The sequence below is a fragment of the Aurantimonas sp. genome, assembly GCF_964217435.1.
GTDB lineage: Bacteria > Pseudomonadota > Alphaproteobacteria > Rhizobiales > Rhizobiaceae > Aurantimonas > Aurantimonas coralicida.
The window spans coordinates 34790-49253 of sequence record NZ_CAXPJM010000022.1 but is presented as its reverse complement, the minus strand read 5'-3'; the positions used below and the strand labels follow the sequence as shown (position 1 = coordinate 49253).

Annotated in this window: 12 protein-coding genes and 1 pseudogene; 9 read left to right on the top strand and 4 right to left on the bottom strand. The window is 69.9% G+C overall.

Features of this window, described 5'->3' with window-relative positions; all coding sequences use genetic code 11:
- Nucleotides 1-86 precede the first annotated feature (86 nt).
- The 5 genes and pseudogenes from ACEQX1_RS09505 to ACEQX1_RS09485 all read left to right on the top strand — a co-directional run.
- Entirely contained in the window at nucleotides 87-1307 is a 1221-nt protein-coding gene (locus ACEQX1_RS09505; RefSeq protein WP_370196768.1) for an ROK family protein, read from the top strand.
- Complete coding sequence (locus ACEQX1_RS09500; protein WP_370195450.1) at nucleotides 1307-2734, top strand: di-heme oxidoredictase family protein; 1428 nt, start codon at nucleotides 1307-1309, stop codon at nucleotides 2732-2734. Before ACEQX1_RS09505 ends, ACEQX1_RS09500 begins: the two co-directional genes overlap by 1 nt.
- Entirely contained in the window at nucleotides 2731-4464 is a 1734-nt protein-coding gene (locus tag ACEQX1_RS09495; RefSeq protein ID WP_370196767.1) for an ASPIC/UnbV domain-containing protein, read from the top strand. Before ACEQX1_RS09500 ends, ACEQX1_RS09495 begins: the two co-directional genes overlap by 4 nt.
- A gap of 157 nt (nucleotides 4465-4621) precedes the next feature.
- Nucleotides 4622-6538 (top strand): glucans biosynthesis glucosyltransferase MdoH, encoded by a 1917-nt coding sequence (gene mdoH / locus ACEQX1_RS09490; RefSeq protein ID WP_370195448.1) that lies wholly within the window; start codon nucleotides 4622-4624, stop codon nucleotides 6536-6538.
- A gap of 116 nt (nucleotides 6539-6654) precedes the next feature.
- A pseudogene (locus tag ACEQX1_RS09485) lies at nucleotides 6655-7302 on the top strand (FkbM family methyltransferase); the annotation flags it as partial.
- Between the two features lie 21 nt (nucleotides 7303-7323).
- Here the strand turns inward: ACEQX1_RS09485 and ribA are convergent.
- Nucleotides 7324-8463 carry a GTP cyclohydrolase II RibA gene (gene ribA / locus ACEQX1_RS09480; protein WP_370196766.1) on the bottom strand — a complete coding sequence of 380 codons (1140 nt, stop codon included), beginning with the start codon at nucleotides 8461-8463 and terminating at the stop codon, nucleotides 7324-7326.
- Between the two features lie 347 nt (nucleotides 8464-8810).
- On the opposite strand from ribA, the gene ACEQX1_RS09475 reads away from it, so the two are divergent.
- The 4 genes from ACEQX1_RS09475 to ACEQX1_RS09460 are packed head-to-tail and all read left to right on the top strand — an operon-like array spanning nucleotide 8811 to nucleotide 12044.
- Entirely contained in the window at nucleotides 8811-9782 is a 972-nt protein-coding gene (locus tag ACEQX1_RS09475) for a zinc-binding alcohol dehydrogenase (protein ID WP_370196765.1), read from the top strand.
- Nucleotides 9783-9817: 35 nt separating this feature from the next.
- A complete protein-coding gene (locus tag ACEQX1_RS09470; RefSeq protein ID WP_370196764.1) occupies nucleotides 9818-10216 on the top strand; it encodes a 6-pyruvoyl tetrahydropterin synthase family protein in 399 nt (132 codons plus the stop codon).
- Nucleotides 10213-11259 (top strand): glycosyltransferase family 4 protein, encoded by a 1047-nt coding sequence (locus ACEQX1_RS09465; RefSeq protein ID WP_370196763.1) that lies wholly within the window; start codon nucleotides 10213-10215, stop codon nucleotides 11257-11259. Before ACEQX1_RS09470 ends, ACEQX1_RS09465 begins: the two co-directional genes overlap by 4 nt.
- A complete protein-coding gene (locus tag ACEQX1_RS09460; protein WP_370193757.1) occupies nucleotides 11256-12044 on the top strand; it encodes a trans-aconitate 2-methyltransferase in 789 nt (262 codons plus the stop codon). The genes ACEQX1_RS09465 and ACEQX1_RS09460 overlap by 4 nt, the downstream gene beginning before the upstream one ends.
- Nucleotides 12045-12053: 9 nt before the next feature.
- Here ACEQX1_RS09460 and ACEQX1_RS09455 read toward each other — a convergent pair whose 3' ends face one another.
- From ACEQX1_RS09455 to modB, 3 genes are all read right to left on the bottom strand, one after another.
- A complete protein-coding gene (locus ACEQX1_RS09455; protein WP_009208151.1) occupies nucleotides 12054-12596 on the bottom strand; it encodes a cytochrome b in 543 nt (180 codons plus the stop codon).
- A 78-nt stretch (nucleotides 12597-12674) separates the two neighbouring features.
- A complete protein-coding gene (modC, locus tag ACEQX1_RS09450; RefSeq protein WP_370193758.1) occupies nucleotides 12675-13796 on the bottom strand; it encodes a molybdenum ABC transporter ATP-binding protein in 1122 nt (373 codons plus the stop codon).
- Nucleotides 13793-14464, bottom strand: a complete 672-nt coding sequence (gene modB / locus ACEQX1_RS09445) for a molybdate ABC transporter permease subunit (RefSeq protein WP_187391970.1) — start codon at nucleotides 14462-14464, stop codon at nucleotides 13793-13795. The genes modC and modB overlap by 4 nt, the downstream gene beginning before the upstream one ends.

Genomic DNA, 14464 nt, shown 5'->3' with positions numbered 1-14464 from the left:
ATTTTCAGGCGTGTCAACATGACAATGGGCTATGGCTATCCGCCGAGGAGGGCGGCCGTCCTAGGCCGGGGGAGGAACCAGGGATCATGCTCGCCAAGACCGATGCGGATGCCGTGCGCGTACACAATCGCCGCGCGGTCATCGACCATCTCAGACGCACCGGGATCGCCACCCGCAAGGCGATCAGTGCGGCCACCGGCCTGTCGGTGTCGGCCGCGTCCGCGATCACCACCGGCATGCTGCGCGCCGACCTCATCGTCGAGGTCGACGAGGACGAACGCGCCTCGCGCCGCGGCCGGCCCGGCAAGAGCCTCGGCTTGCAGGGGGCGGCCGCCACCGTCGCAACCGCCAAGATCGCCGTCGGCGAATTGTCGGTGCGCCTGTGCGACTATCGCGGTGTGACCCTCGGTGCGGCCTCCTGCGAACGCGACATCGCCGATCTTGATCAGGACGGGCTGGTGAGGCTGCTGGTGGAGCTCCTGCGCGAGGCGGAGACGGCGAGCCCCGGTGCGCCGCCACCCCGGCAGATCGTTCTGGCGGTGCAGGGCAAGACCGACAGCAATGCCCGGCGCATCCTGTGGTCGCCGACGCTGAAGGCGCGCAATCTGGAAATCGCCGGCCCGCTGTCGGCGCTGACCGGGGCCGAGGTCGGCGTCTTCAACGACTGCTCGCTGATGCCCGAGGCGTTCCGCTGGAAGCCCGATTTCGTCGGGCGCGACTTTGCCACTTTGTTCATCGGCTTCGGTGTCGGCATGGGCCTGCGGCTCGGCGGCAGCACCTTTCAGGGCCAACGTTCCTCGGCGGTGGAGTTCGGCCATATCAACCACATTCCCGGCGGCGCGCTCTGCCGCTGCGGCAATCGCGGCTGCGTGGAAGCCTATGCCGGCGACTATGCGATCTGGCGCCGCGCCTACGGGCGGACCGACGAAATCCCGACACGGCGGATTTCCGACGAGGACATGCACCGGCTGGCGGCGCTCGCCCGCTCCGGCGATGCCGCCGCGCTGGCGGCCTTCGAGGAGGCGGGCACGGCGATCGGCTACAGTCTCGGGCGCATGTTCACGCTGATCGACCCGCTGCCGATCGTGGTCACCGGCGCCGGGGCCCACGCCATGGACCTTCTGGAGCCGCCGATCCGCGCCGGCATCGGCGACAGCGCCATCGACGGCGTCGGCGTCGACACGCCCTTCTCGCGGGTCGAGGATGTGGACGAGCTGGTGTTCGAGGCCGCCGCGGCCAAGGCGCTGGCGGCGGTGGATGGCGAGTTCGCCGGAGCCGGCGGCGCCGAGACGAGGGAGGCGGCCTGATGCGACATCGTCCGGCGATCCTCGCGACGATCCTCCTCGGCTCGCTGGGCGGCCCCCTCGCACCGGCGATGGCGCAGGAGCCGGCCTGGAGCGAGCGCACGATCCGCCAGCGGATCGACCCCGCGACCCTGGCCGGGCCCCTGTCCGCCGAAGCCCTTGCGGAGTTGACCGAACAGGGCCGCGCGTTCTTCGCGGCACGCTTCACCATTCTCGACGGGGCGGGGCGGCCGAATGCGACCCAGGCGATCGTGCCGACCCGCAGCCGACGTCCGGCCGAGCACGCCTTCCAGCGCCTCGCCGGACCGGACGCCAATGCCTGCTCGTCCTGCCACAACGAACCGGTCGCCGGCGGCGCCGGTGGCTTCGTTGCCAATGCCTTCGTGTCGGAAGGCTTCGAGAGCGCCGAGTTCGACACGCTCGATCCACAATTCTCCAACGAGCGCGGCACGAACCATCTGTTCGGCGCCGGGCTGATCGAGCTATTGGCGCGCGAAATGACCGTCGATCTGACGGCGGCGCGGGCCGAGGCGCTGAAGGAGGCCCGCGCGAGCGGCAGGGAAGTCCGCCGGAGGCTGACCTCCAAGGGCGTCGATTTCGGACGGATCACCGCGCTGCCCGACGGATCGGTGGATCTCGGCGAACTCGACGGCGTCGACGACGACCTGGTGGTGCGCCCCTTCACCCAGAAGGGCGTGATGACTTCGCTGCGCCAGTTCACCGTCAATGCGCTCAACCAGCATCACGGCATGCAGCCCGACGAGCGCTGGGGCACCCGCTGGACCGGCACGGCGGATTTCGACGGCGACGGGCACGATGACGAGCTCGGCGCCGGCGAGGTCTCGGCCCTGGTTGCCTGGCAGGCGACATTGCCGGCGCCGCGCGAGATCGCGCCAGAGGACCCTGCATGGCGCAAGGCCGCCGCACGGGGGCGCGACGTCTTCTCCGAACTCAAGTGCACGAGCTGCCATCGCCCGTCGCTGCCGCTGGACAGCCTTGCCTTCGCCGATCCCGGTCCGGTCGACACCGCGGGGACGCTGCGCACCGGCGATGTCGAGACGCCGGCCGTCTACGACCTTGCCCTGACCGAGTGGGCCCGGCATCTGCCGCGCGACGCCGAAGGGCGGGTGCTGGTGCCGCTGTTCGGCGATCTGAAGCGCCACCGCATCGCCGACACCCGCACCGCCGATCTCGGCAACGAGACGCTGGCCCAGCGCTTCGTCGAACGCGATGTCTTCATGACCGCCGAGCTCTGGGGGCTGGCCGACACGGCGCCCTATGGCCATCGCGGCGACATGACCACGCTGGACGAGGTGATCCGCGCGCATGGCGGCGCGGCCAGCGAAAGTGCAGCGGGCTATAGCGATCTGGCCGAAGCCGACCGCTCGGCCCTGATCGCCTGGCTGAAGACCTTGAGGATTACGCCATGACCGCGCTCCGGAACCCGGCTCGCAGCGGCGGTCTCCGCGTGACCGGCGCTGCCCTCGTGCTGCTGGCCTCGGCGGGCCTTGCCCATGCGGCGGGGCCCGCGGACACGCCTTTGCCATTTGCCGGCGACACGCCGCTCTTCCAGGAGGAAGCCGAGGCGGCGGGCATCGCGCACAGCTATGGCGGGCCTTGGGAGTTCTTCGTCGGCGGCGGCGGTGCAGCCTTCGACTGCAATGGCGACCGCTTTCCCGACCTGTTTCTGGCGGGCGGCAAGGGCGAGGCCGGTTTCTACGCCAACCGCTCGCAGGCAGGCGGGCCGCTTGCCTTCGAGAAGCTGGCGCAGGACATCGACCCGAAGGATCTCGCCAATGTGACCGGCGCCTATCCGCTGGATATCGATCAGGACGGCCACGAGGACCTGGTGCTGTTGCGGGTCGGTGCGAACCTGCTCCTGAAAGGCGGGCCGGAATGCCGCTTCGAAAAGGCGAATTTCGACTGGAAGTTCGATGGCGGTCGGGCCTGGACCACAGCCTTCTCGGCCATCGTCGAGCCGGGGGCGACCTATCCGACGCTGGCCTTCGGCAATTACGTCGACCGCGCCGCGCCGGGCTCGCCCTGGGGCACCTGCGCCGACAATGTGCTGCTGCGTCCCCGCGAGGGGGCCGACGGACGACCGGACTATTCCGAGCCGACGGCGCTCAGTCCCGGCTTCTGCGCCCTGTCGATGCTGTTCACCGACTGGAACCGCTCCGGCCAGCCATCGCTGCGGATCACCAATGACCGGCAATATTACCGCGGCGGCGAGGAGCAGCTCTGGCGGGTCGAGCCGGGCCGGGCGCCGCGTCCCTATCGCAAGGCCGATGGCTGGCAGCATCTGACCATCTGGGGCATGGGCATCGCCGAGGGCGATGTGGATGGCGACGGCTATCCCGAATATGCCCTGACCTCGATGGGCGACACCAAGCTGCAATTCCTCGACCGGGAGTTCGAGGACGCACCGACCTATCGCGACGAGGCCTTCGAGCGGCGGGCGACGGCGCACCGGCCCTATACCGGCGATCAGGGCCGGCCCTCGACCGGCTGGCATGCGGGCTTTGCCGATTTCAACAACGACACGGCGCTCGATCTCTTCATCGCCAAGGGCAATGTCGAGGCGATGCCGGATTTTGCCGCCTACGATCCGGACAATCTCCTGATGGGCGGTTTCGACGGCCGCTTCACCGAGCGCGGCGAGGCGGCGGGGCTGGCCGTGCCGACCAAGGGGCGCGGCGCCTTGCTCACCGACTTCAATCTCGACGGCGCCGAGGACATTCTGGTGATCAATCGCGGCGGGCCGGCCAGCCTGTTCCGCAATCTCGGCGGAAAGAGCGATTTCGGCACGCGGCCTTTGGGCAATTTCCTGGAGGTCGCGCTCAGCCAGAAGGGCGGCAACCGCGCGGCGCTCGGCGCCAAGCTGTCGGTCAAGATCGGCACGGTGTCGCTCAATCGGACGATCCAGGTCGGCGGAGGGCACGCCTCGGGCACCTCCGGCTTCGTGCATCTGGGGCTCGGCACGGCCGAACGGGCGGAGATCCGCGTGCAATGGCCGGATGGCGAATGGAGCCATCCCTACCGGGTCTTTGCCAACAATTTCGTTTTGATCGAGCGCGACAAGCCGGCGGCCCGATACTGGTATCCGGATGCGGACCGGCCCGCCTTCTCGCCGGCGACCACCGCGGCAGCGCAGCGTTAGCGCGCCTGGATCGCCGCGCCTGAGGCGATCGGACGCGGTTTCGTGATGCAACGGTCATCGAACGGTCGCGTTTTCCGCGCTTCATGCGGACGCTCCTGGCGGCGCGTGGCCCGCAAGGCTTTGGCCGAGACATTCATCGTCATTCGAGGTGCGAGACGTGCTGCGCGAACCCCAAGGCGGCGGCGACATCCGCGAGATGGTCGAGACCGACCGCGTGCCGGCGCCAGAGGCCGCGCTGCCGGTCATCGAGACAGCCGGCTGGCCAATTGCCCTGCGTCGCTGGTTTGTCGCCGCGCTGAATCTGGCGACGATCGTCGGGCTCGCCGCGGGCGTGACGCTGATCCTGTCGGGCGACGGGATCGATGCTCTCGAGGCCGTCATCCTTGCCGGTTTCGCGCTGGCAACGCCGTGGACGGTGCTGGGCTTCTGGAACGCGGTGATCGGTCTCGTCCTGCTGCACGGGCCCGCGGATCCGGCGGCCAGCGTCTATCCGTTCTTCGAGGCCGGACCCGCGGGGCGCCCGGCGCGGCTGACCAGCCGCACCGCCATCGTCATGACCCTGCGCAACGAGGCGCCGGAGCCGAGCTTCGAGCGGCTGGAGGCCATGCGCCGCAGCCTCGCCAAGACGGGGCTTGCCGACCATTTCCGCTTCTTCGTCCTTAGCGATACGGACGACGCCGAGATCGGGCAGCGCGAAGAGGCGGCTTTCGAGCGCTTTACGACCATCTTCGCGCCCGGCCGGGAGCCCGTCTATCGCCGCCGCCGCGACAATGCCGGCTACAAGGCGGGCAACATCGCCGCGTTCCTCGCCGACGAGGGGGCCGAGTACGACTATTTCCTGCCGCTGGATTCCGACAGCGTCATGGCCGGCGACGTCATGGTGCGCATGGTGGCGGCGATGGAGCGGCATCCGCGGCTCGGCATCCTGCAGAGCCTCGTCGTCGGCATGCCGGCGAACAGCGGTTTTGCGCGGATTTTCCAGTTCGGCATGCGCCATGGCATGCGCTCCTTCACCATGGGCGCAGCCTGGTGGAACGCCGATTGCGGGCCCTATTGGGGGCACAATGCCGTCATCCGCACGGCGGCGTTCCGGGCCCATTGCAGGCTGCCGGACCTGCCGGGGCGCCCGCCGCTCGGCGGTCCGGTGCTCAGCCACGACCAGCTCGAGGCGGCGTTCATGCGGCGCGCCGGCTACGAGGTCCGGGTGATCCCGGTCGAGACCCGCAGCTACGAGACCAATCCGCCGACCCTGCCGGACTTCGCCAAGCGCGACCTGCGCTGGTGCCAGGGCAACATGCAGTACTGGCGGTTCCTGTTCACGCCCGGCCTTGCGCCGCTCAGCCGCTTCCATATCCTGCAGGCGATCCTGATGTACATGGCGCCGCCCGCCTGGCTGGCGATGACCATCGCGGCCTGCGCCAAGGCCGTGACCGGGACCTTCGACGCCCGCTATGTCGAGCTGGGTCTGGCCTTGTTCGCGGTGATCTTCTTCCTGAGCATCTCGCCCAAGCTTGCCGGCGCGCTGGACGTGGTGCTGACCCGGGGCGCCGTACGCTCCTATGGCGGGCCGCTGCGTTTCGCCGTCTCGACCCTTGCCGAGATCCTGATGTCCATGCTGATGGCGCCGGTCGTCGCGGTCTATGTGACGATCTTCCTGGCCGGGCTGCCCTTCGGGCGCTCGGTGACATGGAGCGGCCAGAACCGCGACGTGCTGGGCGTCGGGTGGGGTTCGGCGATCCGGGCGATGTGGCCGCAGACCCTGTTCGGCGGCGTGATGGCGGTCACGCTGTTCGCCGCCGCGCCGCTGGCGCTGGTCTGGTCGCTGCCCTTCGTTGCCGGCCTCCTCGTGGCGATCCCCTTCACCGTCGTCACCGCCATGCCGGTCCTCGGCCGCGTCCTGTCGCGGGCCGGCCTGTTTGCCGTGCCGGAGGAATCGGCCCTGCCGATGGTGCTGAAGGATCTGGTGCCGGCGACCGCGCGGCGCTGGCGGCGTCCCGCCGCGGGCGAGGCTGTCCGCAACGCCTATGCCGCGCCGGTGCCGATCCGGATCGACGCGGACATCGGCCGCCGCTGATGGGCGGGCGGGGCGTCGGCAGCTTCCGGGGCTGGTCGGGCATCCTGCGCAGCCTTGCCATCTATCACGGCGACCGCCGGCATCTGCGGCGCCTCGCAGCCTTCTATGGCGGTCTGGTCCGGCCGGGCGATCTGGTCTTCGACATCGGCGCCCATGTCGGCGACCGGACCCGAGTCCTGCACGGGCTCGGCGCGCGGGTGGTGGCGGTCGAACCCCAGCCGAGGCTCGCCTCCCTGCTGCGCCTCGCCTTCGGCTGGCGCCGCCGCATCGACATCATGCAGGCGGCCGTTTCCGATGCGCCGGGCGAGATCCGACTGCATGTGAACAGCGCCAATCCAACCGTCACCACGGGTTCGCACGCGCTGGTTGCGGCCGCCGCAAGCGGGACCGGCTGGCGCGATCAGGTCTGGGACGGTGTGGTGATCGTGCCGGCGGTGACGCTCGACGATCTGATCGCGGCCCATGGCCGGCCGGCCTTCATCAAGATCGATGTCGAGGGACTGGAGGACCGGGTACTTGCCGGGCTGAGCGCCCCGGTGCCGATCCTCTCCTTCGAGTTCACGACCTTGCAGCGGGACGTCGCGCTGGCCGCGCTGTCCCGAGCGCGCGCGCTGGGCTATCGCCGGTTTCGCCTGTCGATCGGCGAAAGCCATGCCTGGGAAACGCCGGCGGGCGACACCGCCAAGGCGATGGCCGCGCATCTGTCACGCCTGCCGGAAGCGGCGAATTCCGGCGACGTCTACTGCTTCCTCGACACCGCCTGACGTGGCGCAATCGACCTGCTGTCAGCCGCCGAACAGGCGATCGACGGCCAGGAGATGGCCGCCGCGTTCGGCCTTGGTGCGCAGATAGCGGCGGTTCTGCTCCGTCACCGTGCCGGTCACCGGGGTGCGATCCACCACGTCGATGCCGCAGGCCTTCAGATAGGCCACCTTGAGCGGGTTGTTGGTCAGGAGGTCGATGCACTTGATGTCGAGACCGTCGAGCATGGCGGCGGCGGTCTCGTAGCGGCGTTCGTCGGCCCCGAAGCCCAGCTCCGCATCGGCGTCGATCGTGTCGAGGCCTTCGGCCTGCAGGCCGTAGGCGCGCATCTTGGATGCGATGCCGGTGCCGCGCCCTTCCTGATCGAGATACAGCAGCACGCCGCCGCCGCGCGCTTCCAGCGTCTTCAGGCCGTTGCGCAGCTGGTCGCCGCAGTCGCATTTCAGCGACCCGAAGAGGTCGCCGGTGATGCAGGAGGAGTGGACCCGCACCGGCACCGGAAAGGTGCGGTCCGGCTGGCCGACAACGATGGCGATCTGGTCGCGCTGGGCAAAGCCGCCGCGGAACACGACGAAGCGTGCCTCCTTGATTCCCGCCAGCGGTACGGCCGTCTCGGCCACTACCTCGAAGCGGCGCGACGTCGCGGCGAGCGCCACGGCGATGTCGCCGATTCCGATGGTCGCACAGTCGGCGAAGATCGGATCGTCCGCGGCAATCGACGCGCAGACGATGGCCGGCAGCAGCAGCGCCAGGCGGGCAACGCCGGCAGCCTCTTCGGCCAGGGGGCTGGCCGGTTGCCAGCCTTCCGGTGGAACGGCACCGCGCAGATAGCCCAGGTGACAGGCGGTGTCGAAGTCCATGCCGTCGATGCCGATCATGGCGCCATCCGGGGCGTCGATGGCGAGGACGCTGGCGCGCTGCGGCGTCAGATAGAGCTGCAGGCGGTCGCCCAACATGTCGGACAGGTCGCGGAAGCCGGCCGGCGTCGCCGTGTCGAGCGTCAGCGCGACCAGTGCCGCGCCGTCTTCGCCGACGATCCGGATCGGCCGCCCGAAGCGCAGTTCCGCCGCGGCGCGCTCGCAGCGGATCGCCGCATCGGGACCGAAGGACGCCAGCGACACCTGTGCCGGGTCGGCTGCTGACGCGTTGGTGTGGATGGTCATCCTACCCGCCCGTTCTGGCCCCTTCGCGGACCGTTCGCGTTGCTTCGACCGGAACCCGATCGCTGGCACCCTATGTCGGGTCGATGGGGAAAATCCCCAGCGCCCGATATGGGATAGATCGTCACCCCTTGCGAAACGGCCGCGCCGTCGCAGTCCTGTTGACCGGACCACACGGGGATTTAGTTCCTCTCTCCAGATTCACCAGTCCCGCTGACGCCGCGCGGCCCCGGCTGCGAATTCAGCCACTTGCGCGACGACCTCGCGTGCCGAGGCCGGCGTGTGCAGCGTCGGGACGCCGACATCGCTGCTGCCGGCGAGCCACGATCGATCGAAAGGCGACTGTGCCCATGACGACCATATGTCGCGCTCTCTGGCTCGAGGGGCCGGATCGACCGGGCCTGCGCGTGGAAGACCTCGGCCCGCTTGCCGCCGGCTCCGTCGAGATCGCCAGCCGGTTCGGGGCGATCAGCCGCGGCACCGAGGCGCTCGTGGCGGCGGGACACGTGCCGGAGAGCGAGCACGAGCGGATGCGCGCGCCGCTTCAGGCGGGGGATTTCCCGTTTCCGGTGAAATACGGCTATTCGACCGTCGGCGAGATCGTTGCCGGCCCGCCCGAACGGCTCGGCCAGACGGTCTTCTGCCTGCATCCGCATCAGGACCGGTTTCAGGCGCCCGCCGCGATGGCCGTTCCGGTTCCGGACGACGTGCCGGCGGAACGGGCGGTGCTCGCCGCCAACATGGAAACCGCGCTCAACGTGGTCTGGGACGCAGGGATCGCGCCCGGTGACCGGGTCGCCATCGTCGGCGGCGGCCTCGTCGGCCTGCTGGTCGCCTGGCTGGCCGCCCGCATTCCCGGCACCGACACCTGCCTCGTCGATCTGAACCCCGAGCGCGCCGTCATCGCGCAGACGCTCGGCTGTCGTTTCGCCTCCCCGGCCGGGGCACCGGCCGATTGCGACGTGGTCGTCCACGCCTCCGCCAGCGCGGCAGGGCTTGCGACCGCCATCGAAGTGGCGGGCTTCGAGGCGCGCATCGTCGAATTGAGCTGGTATGGCGACCGTCCGGTCAGCGTGCCTCTGGGCGGGGCGTTCCACAGTCGCCGCCTGCAGATCGTCGCCTCGCAGGTCGGCCATGTGCCGCCCGAGCGCCGGGCGCGGTGGAGCCTCGGCCGCCGGATGGCCACGGCCCTTTCGCTGCTCGCCGACCCGCGTCTCGACGCGCTCGTCTCCGGCGAAACCCGCTTCGCCGACCTGCCCGCGAGCTATGCCGGCATCCTCGCCGACCCGGCGACACTGTGCCATCGCATCCGCTACGACTGATTTTCCATCCGACCGCTTCCCGAAAGGACCTGCCCATGTTCGCCGTCGAAGTTCGCGACCACATGATGATCGCCCACAGCCTGCCGCGTCCGGTCTTCGGGCCGGCGCAGGGCATGCACGGCGCGACCTTCGTCGTCGACGCGGCATTCTTCACCGACAGCATCGACGAGGATGGCCTCGCCATCGATATCGGCCTGGCGACCGAGATCCTTGCTAGCGTGGTCAAGCCGCTGAACTACCAGAACCTCGACGAACTCGAGATCTTCGCCGGCAAGGTGACGACCACGGAATTCCTGGCGAAGCATCTCTTCGACGCGATCGCCGAAAAGATCGCCGCCGGGAAGCTCGGCGACGGCGGAGCCCGGGTGAAGCGCCTGAAGATCCAGCTGCATGAATCCCATGTGGCGCGCGCCTGGTACGAGGCCGATCTTTGATCGGAACGCTGTATTTCGCGATCCCCGGCAATCTGGCGACCCACAGCGGCGGCTATGGCTATGACCGCCGGATGATCGCCGAACTCGGCGCCCTCGGCTGGCAGGTCGAACATCTGTCGCTGCCGGACGGCTTTCCCCAGCCGGACGCCGCGGTCCTTGCCGAAACGGCGCGCCGGCTGGCCGGACTGCCGGACGAGGCGCTGGTGCTGGTCGACGGGCTGGCCTTCGGCGCAATGCCGGAGATCGCCGCGGCCGAGGCCGAACGTCTGCGTCTCGTGGCGCTGGTCCATCATCCGCTGGCGCTGGAAACCGGGCTCGACGCCGCAACGGCCGCGGCACTGGCGGCGAGCGAGCGGCGCGCCCTCGGTTTCGCGCGGGAGGTGGTGACCACCAGCCCGACCACGGCGCGGGAGCTCGTCGCCAACTTCGCCGTCGCCGACCACCGGCTTGCCGTCGTGGTGCCCGGTACCGAGGCAGCCGCGAAGGCACAAGGCAGCGGCGACGTTCCAACGATCCTGTCGGTTGGCAGCCTGATTGCCCGCAAGGATCATGCGACCCTGGTGGACGCGTTGGCCCGCATCCACGATCTCGTCTGGCACTGCCGGATTATCGGCGACGAGACTGCCGATCCGGCGACGGCGGAGGCCCTGCAAGCGCGGATCGCCGAACTGGGGCTTGGCGACCGCATCACCCTGTGCGGTGCAAGCGAGGCGATCGACCGGGAGTATGCCGCGGCTGACATCTTCGCCCTGGCGAGCCGCTACGAGGGTTATGGCATGGTCTTCGCCGAGGCGCTGGCGCACGGCCTGCCGATCGTCGGCTGCGCGGGCGGGGCGGTGCCCGAGGTCGTGCCGGAGACGGCCGGCATGCTCGTGCCGCCGGGCGATGTCGCCGGCATCGCCGACGCGCTGCGCCTGCTCTTGAGCGGGCCGGAGCGGCGCCGCGCGACGGGCGACGCGGCCTATGCGGCGGGACAGGTGCTGCCGTCATGGCGCGAGAGCGCCGGGACACTTTCACACATTCTGACAAGGGCCATGGCATGAGCGGCTTCGACACGAACTGGCTCGATCTTCGCGAGCGCGCCGACGGGGCGGCGCGGGACACGGGCCTGCTGCAGGGTGCCGTCGCCTGGCTGAAGGCTGCCGGCGACGCCCCGCTCGCCGTCGATCTCGGCTGTGGCACCGGCTCGACCCTGCGCACCATGTCGCCCCACGCGCCAGACCTGCGCTGGCGGTTGGTGGACAATGATGCCGCGCTCCTGGCCGAGGCCGGGCGGCGGCTTGCGGCCACGGAAAATGTCGAGACCGTGCAGGCCGATCTGACCGATCTCTATGCCCTCGATCTGTCCGGCGTCCGGCTGGTCACGGCGTCCGCTTTGTTCGATCTTGCCTCGCGCGATTTCGTCGAGCGGCTGGCCGACCTGCTCGTTGCCGAAGGGGCCGGGCTCTATGCCGCGCTCAGCTATGACGGCAGCGTCGCCTGGAGCGAGGCGCATCGGCTCGACGCGGCGGTGGTGGCGGCCTTCAACGGCCATCAGGGCGGCGACAAGGGGCTGGGCGCGGCGCTCGGACCCGATGCGGGGCCGGCCCTCGCCGACGCCTTCGCGGCGCGGGGATACGCCGTGCGCACGGCGCCCTCGCCATGGCGTCTCGGCGCGGACGAGGCGCCACTGCGGCGGCTCTTCGATGCCGGCATGGCGGATGCGGTGGCGGAAACCGGCGCGATCGCGACGCCGGACCTTGCCGACTGGCGGCAGATGCGGATGGAGAATGCCGGGCGCGGCACCTGTCGCGTCGGCCATCTCGACGTGCTGGCCCTGCCGCGCTAGCCGGCGGCGTCAGATCATCCGGTGCAAGGTCGCGTCGCGGCGCAGGATGTGGTGGTGCAGGACGCCGCCCATATGCAGCACGAACAAAGCGAGGATCGACCAGGCTAAAATTTCGTGCACCTGCATCAGGATCGGGGCCAGATCGTCGGACTTGCCGACCGGGCTCCAGACCGTGCCGAGGCCGAACCAGTCGAGCGGAAACCCGAAGGCATTGGTGGCGAGGAAGCCGACGATCGGCTGGACGATCAGGACGACATAGAGAAGGCCGTGGACGAGATTGGCGATGCGCGCCTGCCAGACCGGCATCGGCGGATGCGGCGGCGGCGGGTAGAGCAGCCGCAGGGCCATTCGCGCCAGCATCAGCCAGAGGATCAGGAAGCCGAGCGACTCGTGGAAGAAGTAGAAGCCGGTCTTGGCGTCGTCCTTGACCACGCTGATCACCGCGCCGAGCGGCCAGACCGCCAGGACGAGAACCGCGACGGCCCAGTGCATCAGCCGCGAGGCGACCGGATAGGCGAGGGGGTGGGATGCGATCCTGTCCTGCATCGTCATTCTGGCTCGACCTCCGGCTCGGGACCCTACCCTAGGTCAGGTCGGTGACTTTCAGAAGTCCGCCCGGCCGGCGCGCCGTCAGCCGCCGATCGCCCGGGCGGTGGCGAGAGAGACGGACTTGATCTGGGCGAAGACGCGGTCGTCGGGCGCCAGCGACAGGCGGCGTGCCGAGCGGCGGGTCACCTTGGCGACGAAGCTGAGCTGTTCGGCCCCCTCCAGCGCCAGGAAGACCGAATAATCGGCGGCATTGGCCGGTTCGATCGCAAGGATGCGGACTTTCAGCGTGTTGGAGATGGTCGACAGGGTCGGGATCTCCCGCGACAGGCTGACGTCGCGGGCCTCGATACGCAGGCGCCGCGCCGCGCCGACATCGTGCGGGCCGCTGCCGTCGACGAAGACCGGCTGGCCGCCGAGGTCGAGTTCGGTGAGGGCGTCTTCGGCGTGGTGGGCGAGGACCCGGGCCGGCAGCACCGCCGCCGCATGGGGATCGCGCACGAAGCCGAGGCCGGAATCGGTGAGCGCCGCATTGAGCGCGCCGGCGGCCCGGACCCGGCCCTTTTCGATCACGACGATCCGGTCGGCCAGCCGTTCCACCTCGGCGATGTCGTGGCTGACATAGAGGACGGGGATGGCGAGTTCGGCCTGCAGCGCCTCGAAATAGGGGAGAATCTCGTCCTTGGCGAAGCGGTCGAGGGCCGAGAGCGGTTCGTCCATCAACAGCAGCTTCGGCCGGGAGAGGATGGCGCGGCCAAGCGCGACCCGCTGGCGTTCGCCGCCCGACAGGCCGGCCGGCGCGCGGGCAAGCAGCGGTGCGAGCCCCAGGAGCTCGACGATCTCGGCGTGATGGGCGGCATCGACGCCGCCGGGACTGCGGCGGGCGCCATAGACGAGGTTCTTCGCCACGGTGAGATGCGGAAACAGGCTGGCTTCCTGGAAGACATAGCCGACGGCCCGCCGGTGGGGCGGGCGAAAGCTCGCGGCGTCCTGCCAGATCTCGTCGCCGACGGTGACGCGGCCGTCGAAGGCGGCCAGCCCGGCGACGCCGCGCAGCACCGAGGTCTTGCCGGAGCCGGACGGGCCGAACAGCGCCGTCACGCCACTCGCCGGCGCCGCGAAGGCGATGTCGAGCGCGAAGGCGCCGAGACGGCCCGCCAGGGCGACGGAGAGGCCGGCCGGCCCGGTTTCGGCCTCGGCGCTCACGGCTGGGGCTGGCCGATGCGGCGGCCGAACAGGGTCATCGCCAGGATGACGAGGAAGGAGAAGACCAGCATGCCGCCGGCGAGGATATGAGCCTCGGCCCAGCGCAGGGTCTCGACATAGTCGTAGATCGCCACCGACAGCACCTTGGTCTCGCCCGGAATGCTGCCGCCGATCATCAGGACGACGCCGAACTCGCCGACCGTATGGGCAAAGCCCAGCACCGCGCCGGTGAGAAAGCCGGGCAGCGCCAGCGGCAGGGCGATGGTCCTGAAACGATCAAGGGGCGAGGCCCTGAGGGTGGCCGCGACCTCCAGCGGCCGGTCGCCGATCGCCTCGAAGGCGTTGCGGATCGGCTGGACGACGAAGGGCATGGAATAGATCACCGACCCGATCACCAGCCCCTCGAAACTGAAGGCGAGGGTGCGCAGGCCGAGAAGGCCGCCGAGCCCCTCCGGCCCCAGCGCGATCAGCAGATAGAAGCCGAGGACCGTCGGCGGCAGCACCAGCGGCAGGGCGACGAGGGTGCCGACGATCTCCTTCCACCGCGCCGTCGAGCGCGCCAGCCACCAGGCCAGCGGCGTGCCGAGGACGAGCAGGATCAGCGTCGTCGCCGCGGCGAGCTGGATGGTCAGGAGGATCGGGGTCCAGATGTCGCCGCCATCGAACAT

Excerpts from the sequence above, each read along its gene's own strand:
- ACEQX1_RS09505 (WP_370196768.1), top strand. The coding sequence starts at position 87 with ATGCTCGCCAAGACCGATGCGGATGCCGTGCGCGTACACAATCGCCGC.
- ACEQX1_RS09500 (WP_370195450.1), top strand. The coding sequence starts at position 1,307 with ATGCGACATCGTCCGGCGATCCTCGCGACGATCCTCCTCGGCTCGCTG.
- ACEQX1_RS09495 (WP_370196767.1), top strand. The coding sequence starts at position 2,731 with ATGACCGCGCTCCGGAACCCGGCTCGCAGCGGCGGTCTCCGCGTGACC.
- ribA (WP_370196766.1), bottom strand. The coding sequence starts at position 8,463 with ATGACCATCCACACCAACGCGTCAGCAGCCGACCCGGCACAGGTGTCG.
- ACEQX1_RS09475 (WP_370196765.1), top strand. The coding sequence starts at position 8,811 with ATGACGACCATATGTCGCGCTCTCTGGCTCGAGGGGCCGGATCGACCG.
- ACEQX1_RS09470 (WP_370196764.1), top strand. The coding sequence starts at position 9,818 with ATGTTCGCCGTCGAAGTTCGCGACCACATGATGATCGCCCACAGCCTG.
- ACEQX1_RS09460 (WP_370193757.1), top strand. The coding sequence starts at position 11,256 with ATGAGCGGCTTCGACACGAACTGGCTCGATCTTCGCGAGCGCGCCGAC.
- ACEQX1_RS09455 (WP_009208151.1), bottom strand. The coding sequence starts at position 12,596 with ATGACGATGCAGGACAGGATCGCATCCCACCCCCTCGCCTATCCGGTC.
- modB (WP_187391970.1), bottom strand. The coding sequence starts at position 14,464 with ATGTTCGATGGCGGCGACATCTGGACCCCGATCCTCCTGACCATCCAG.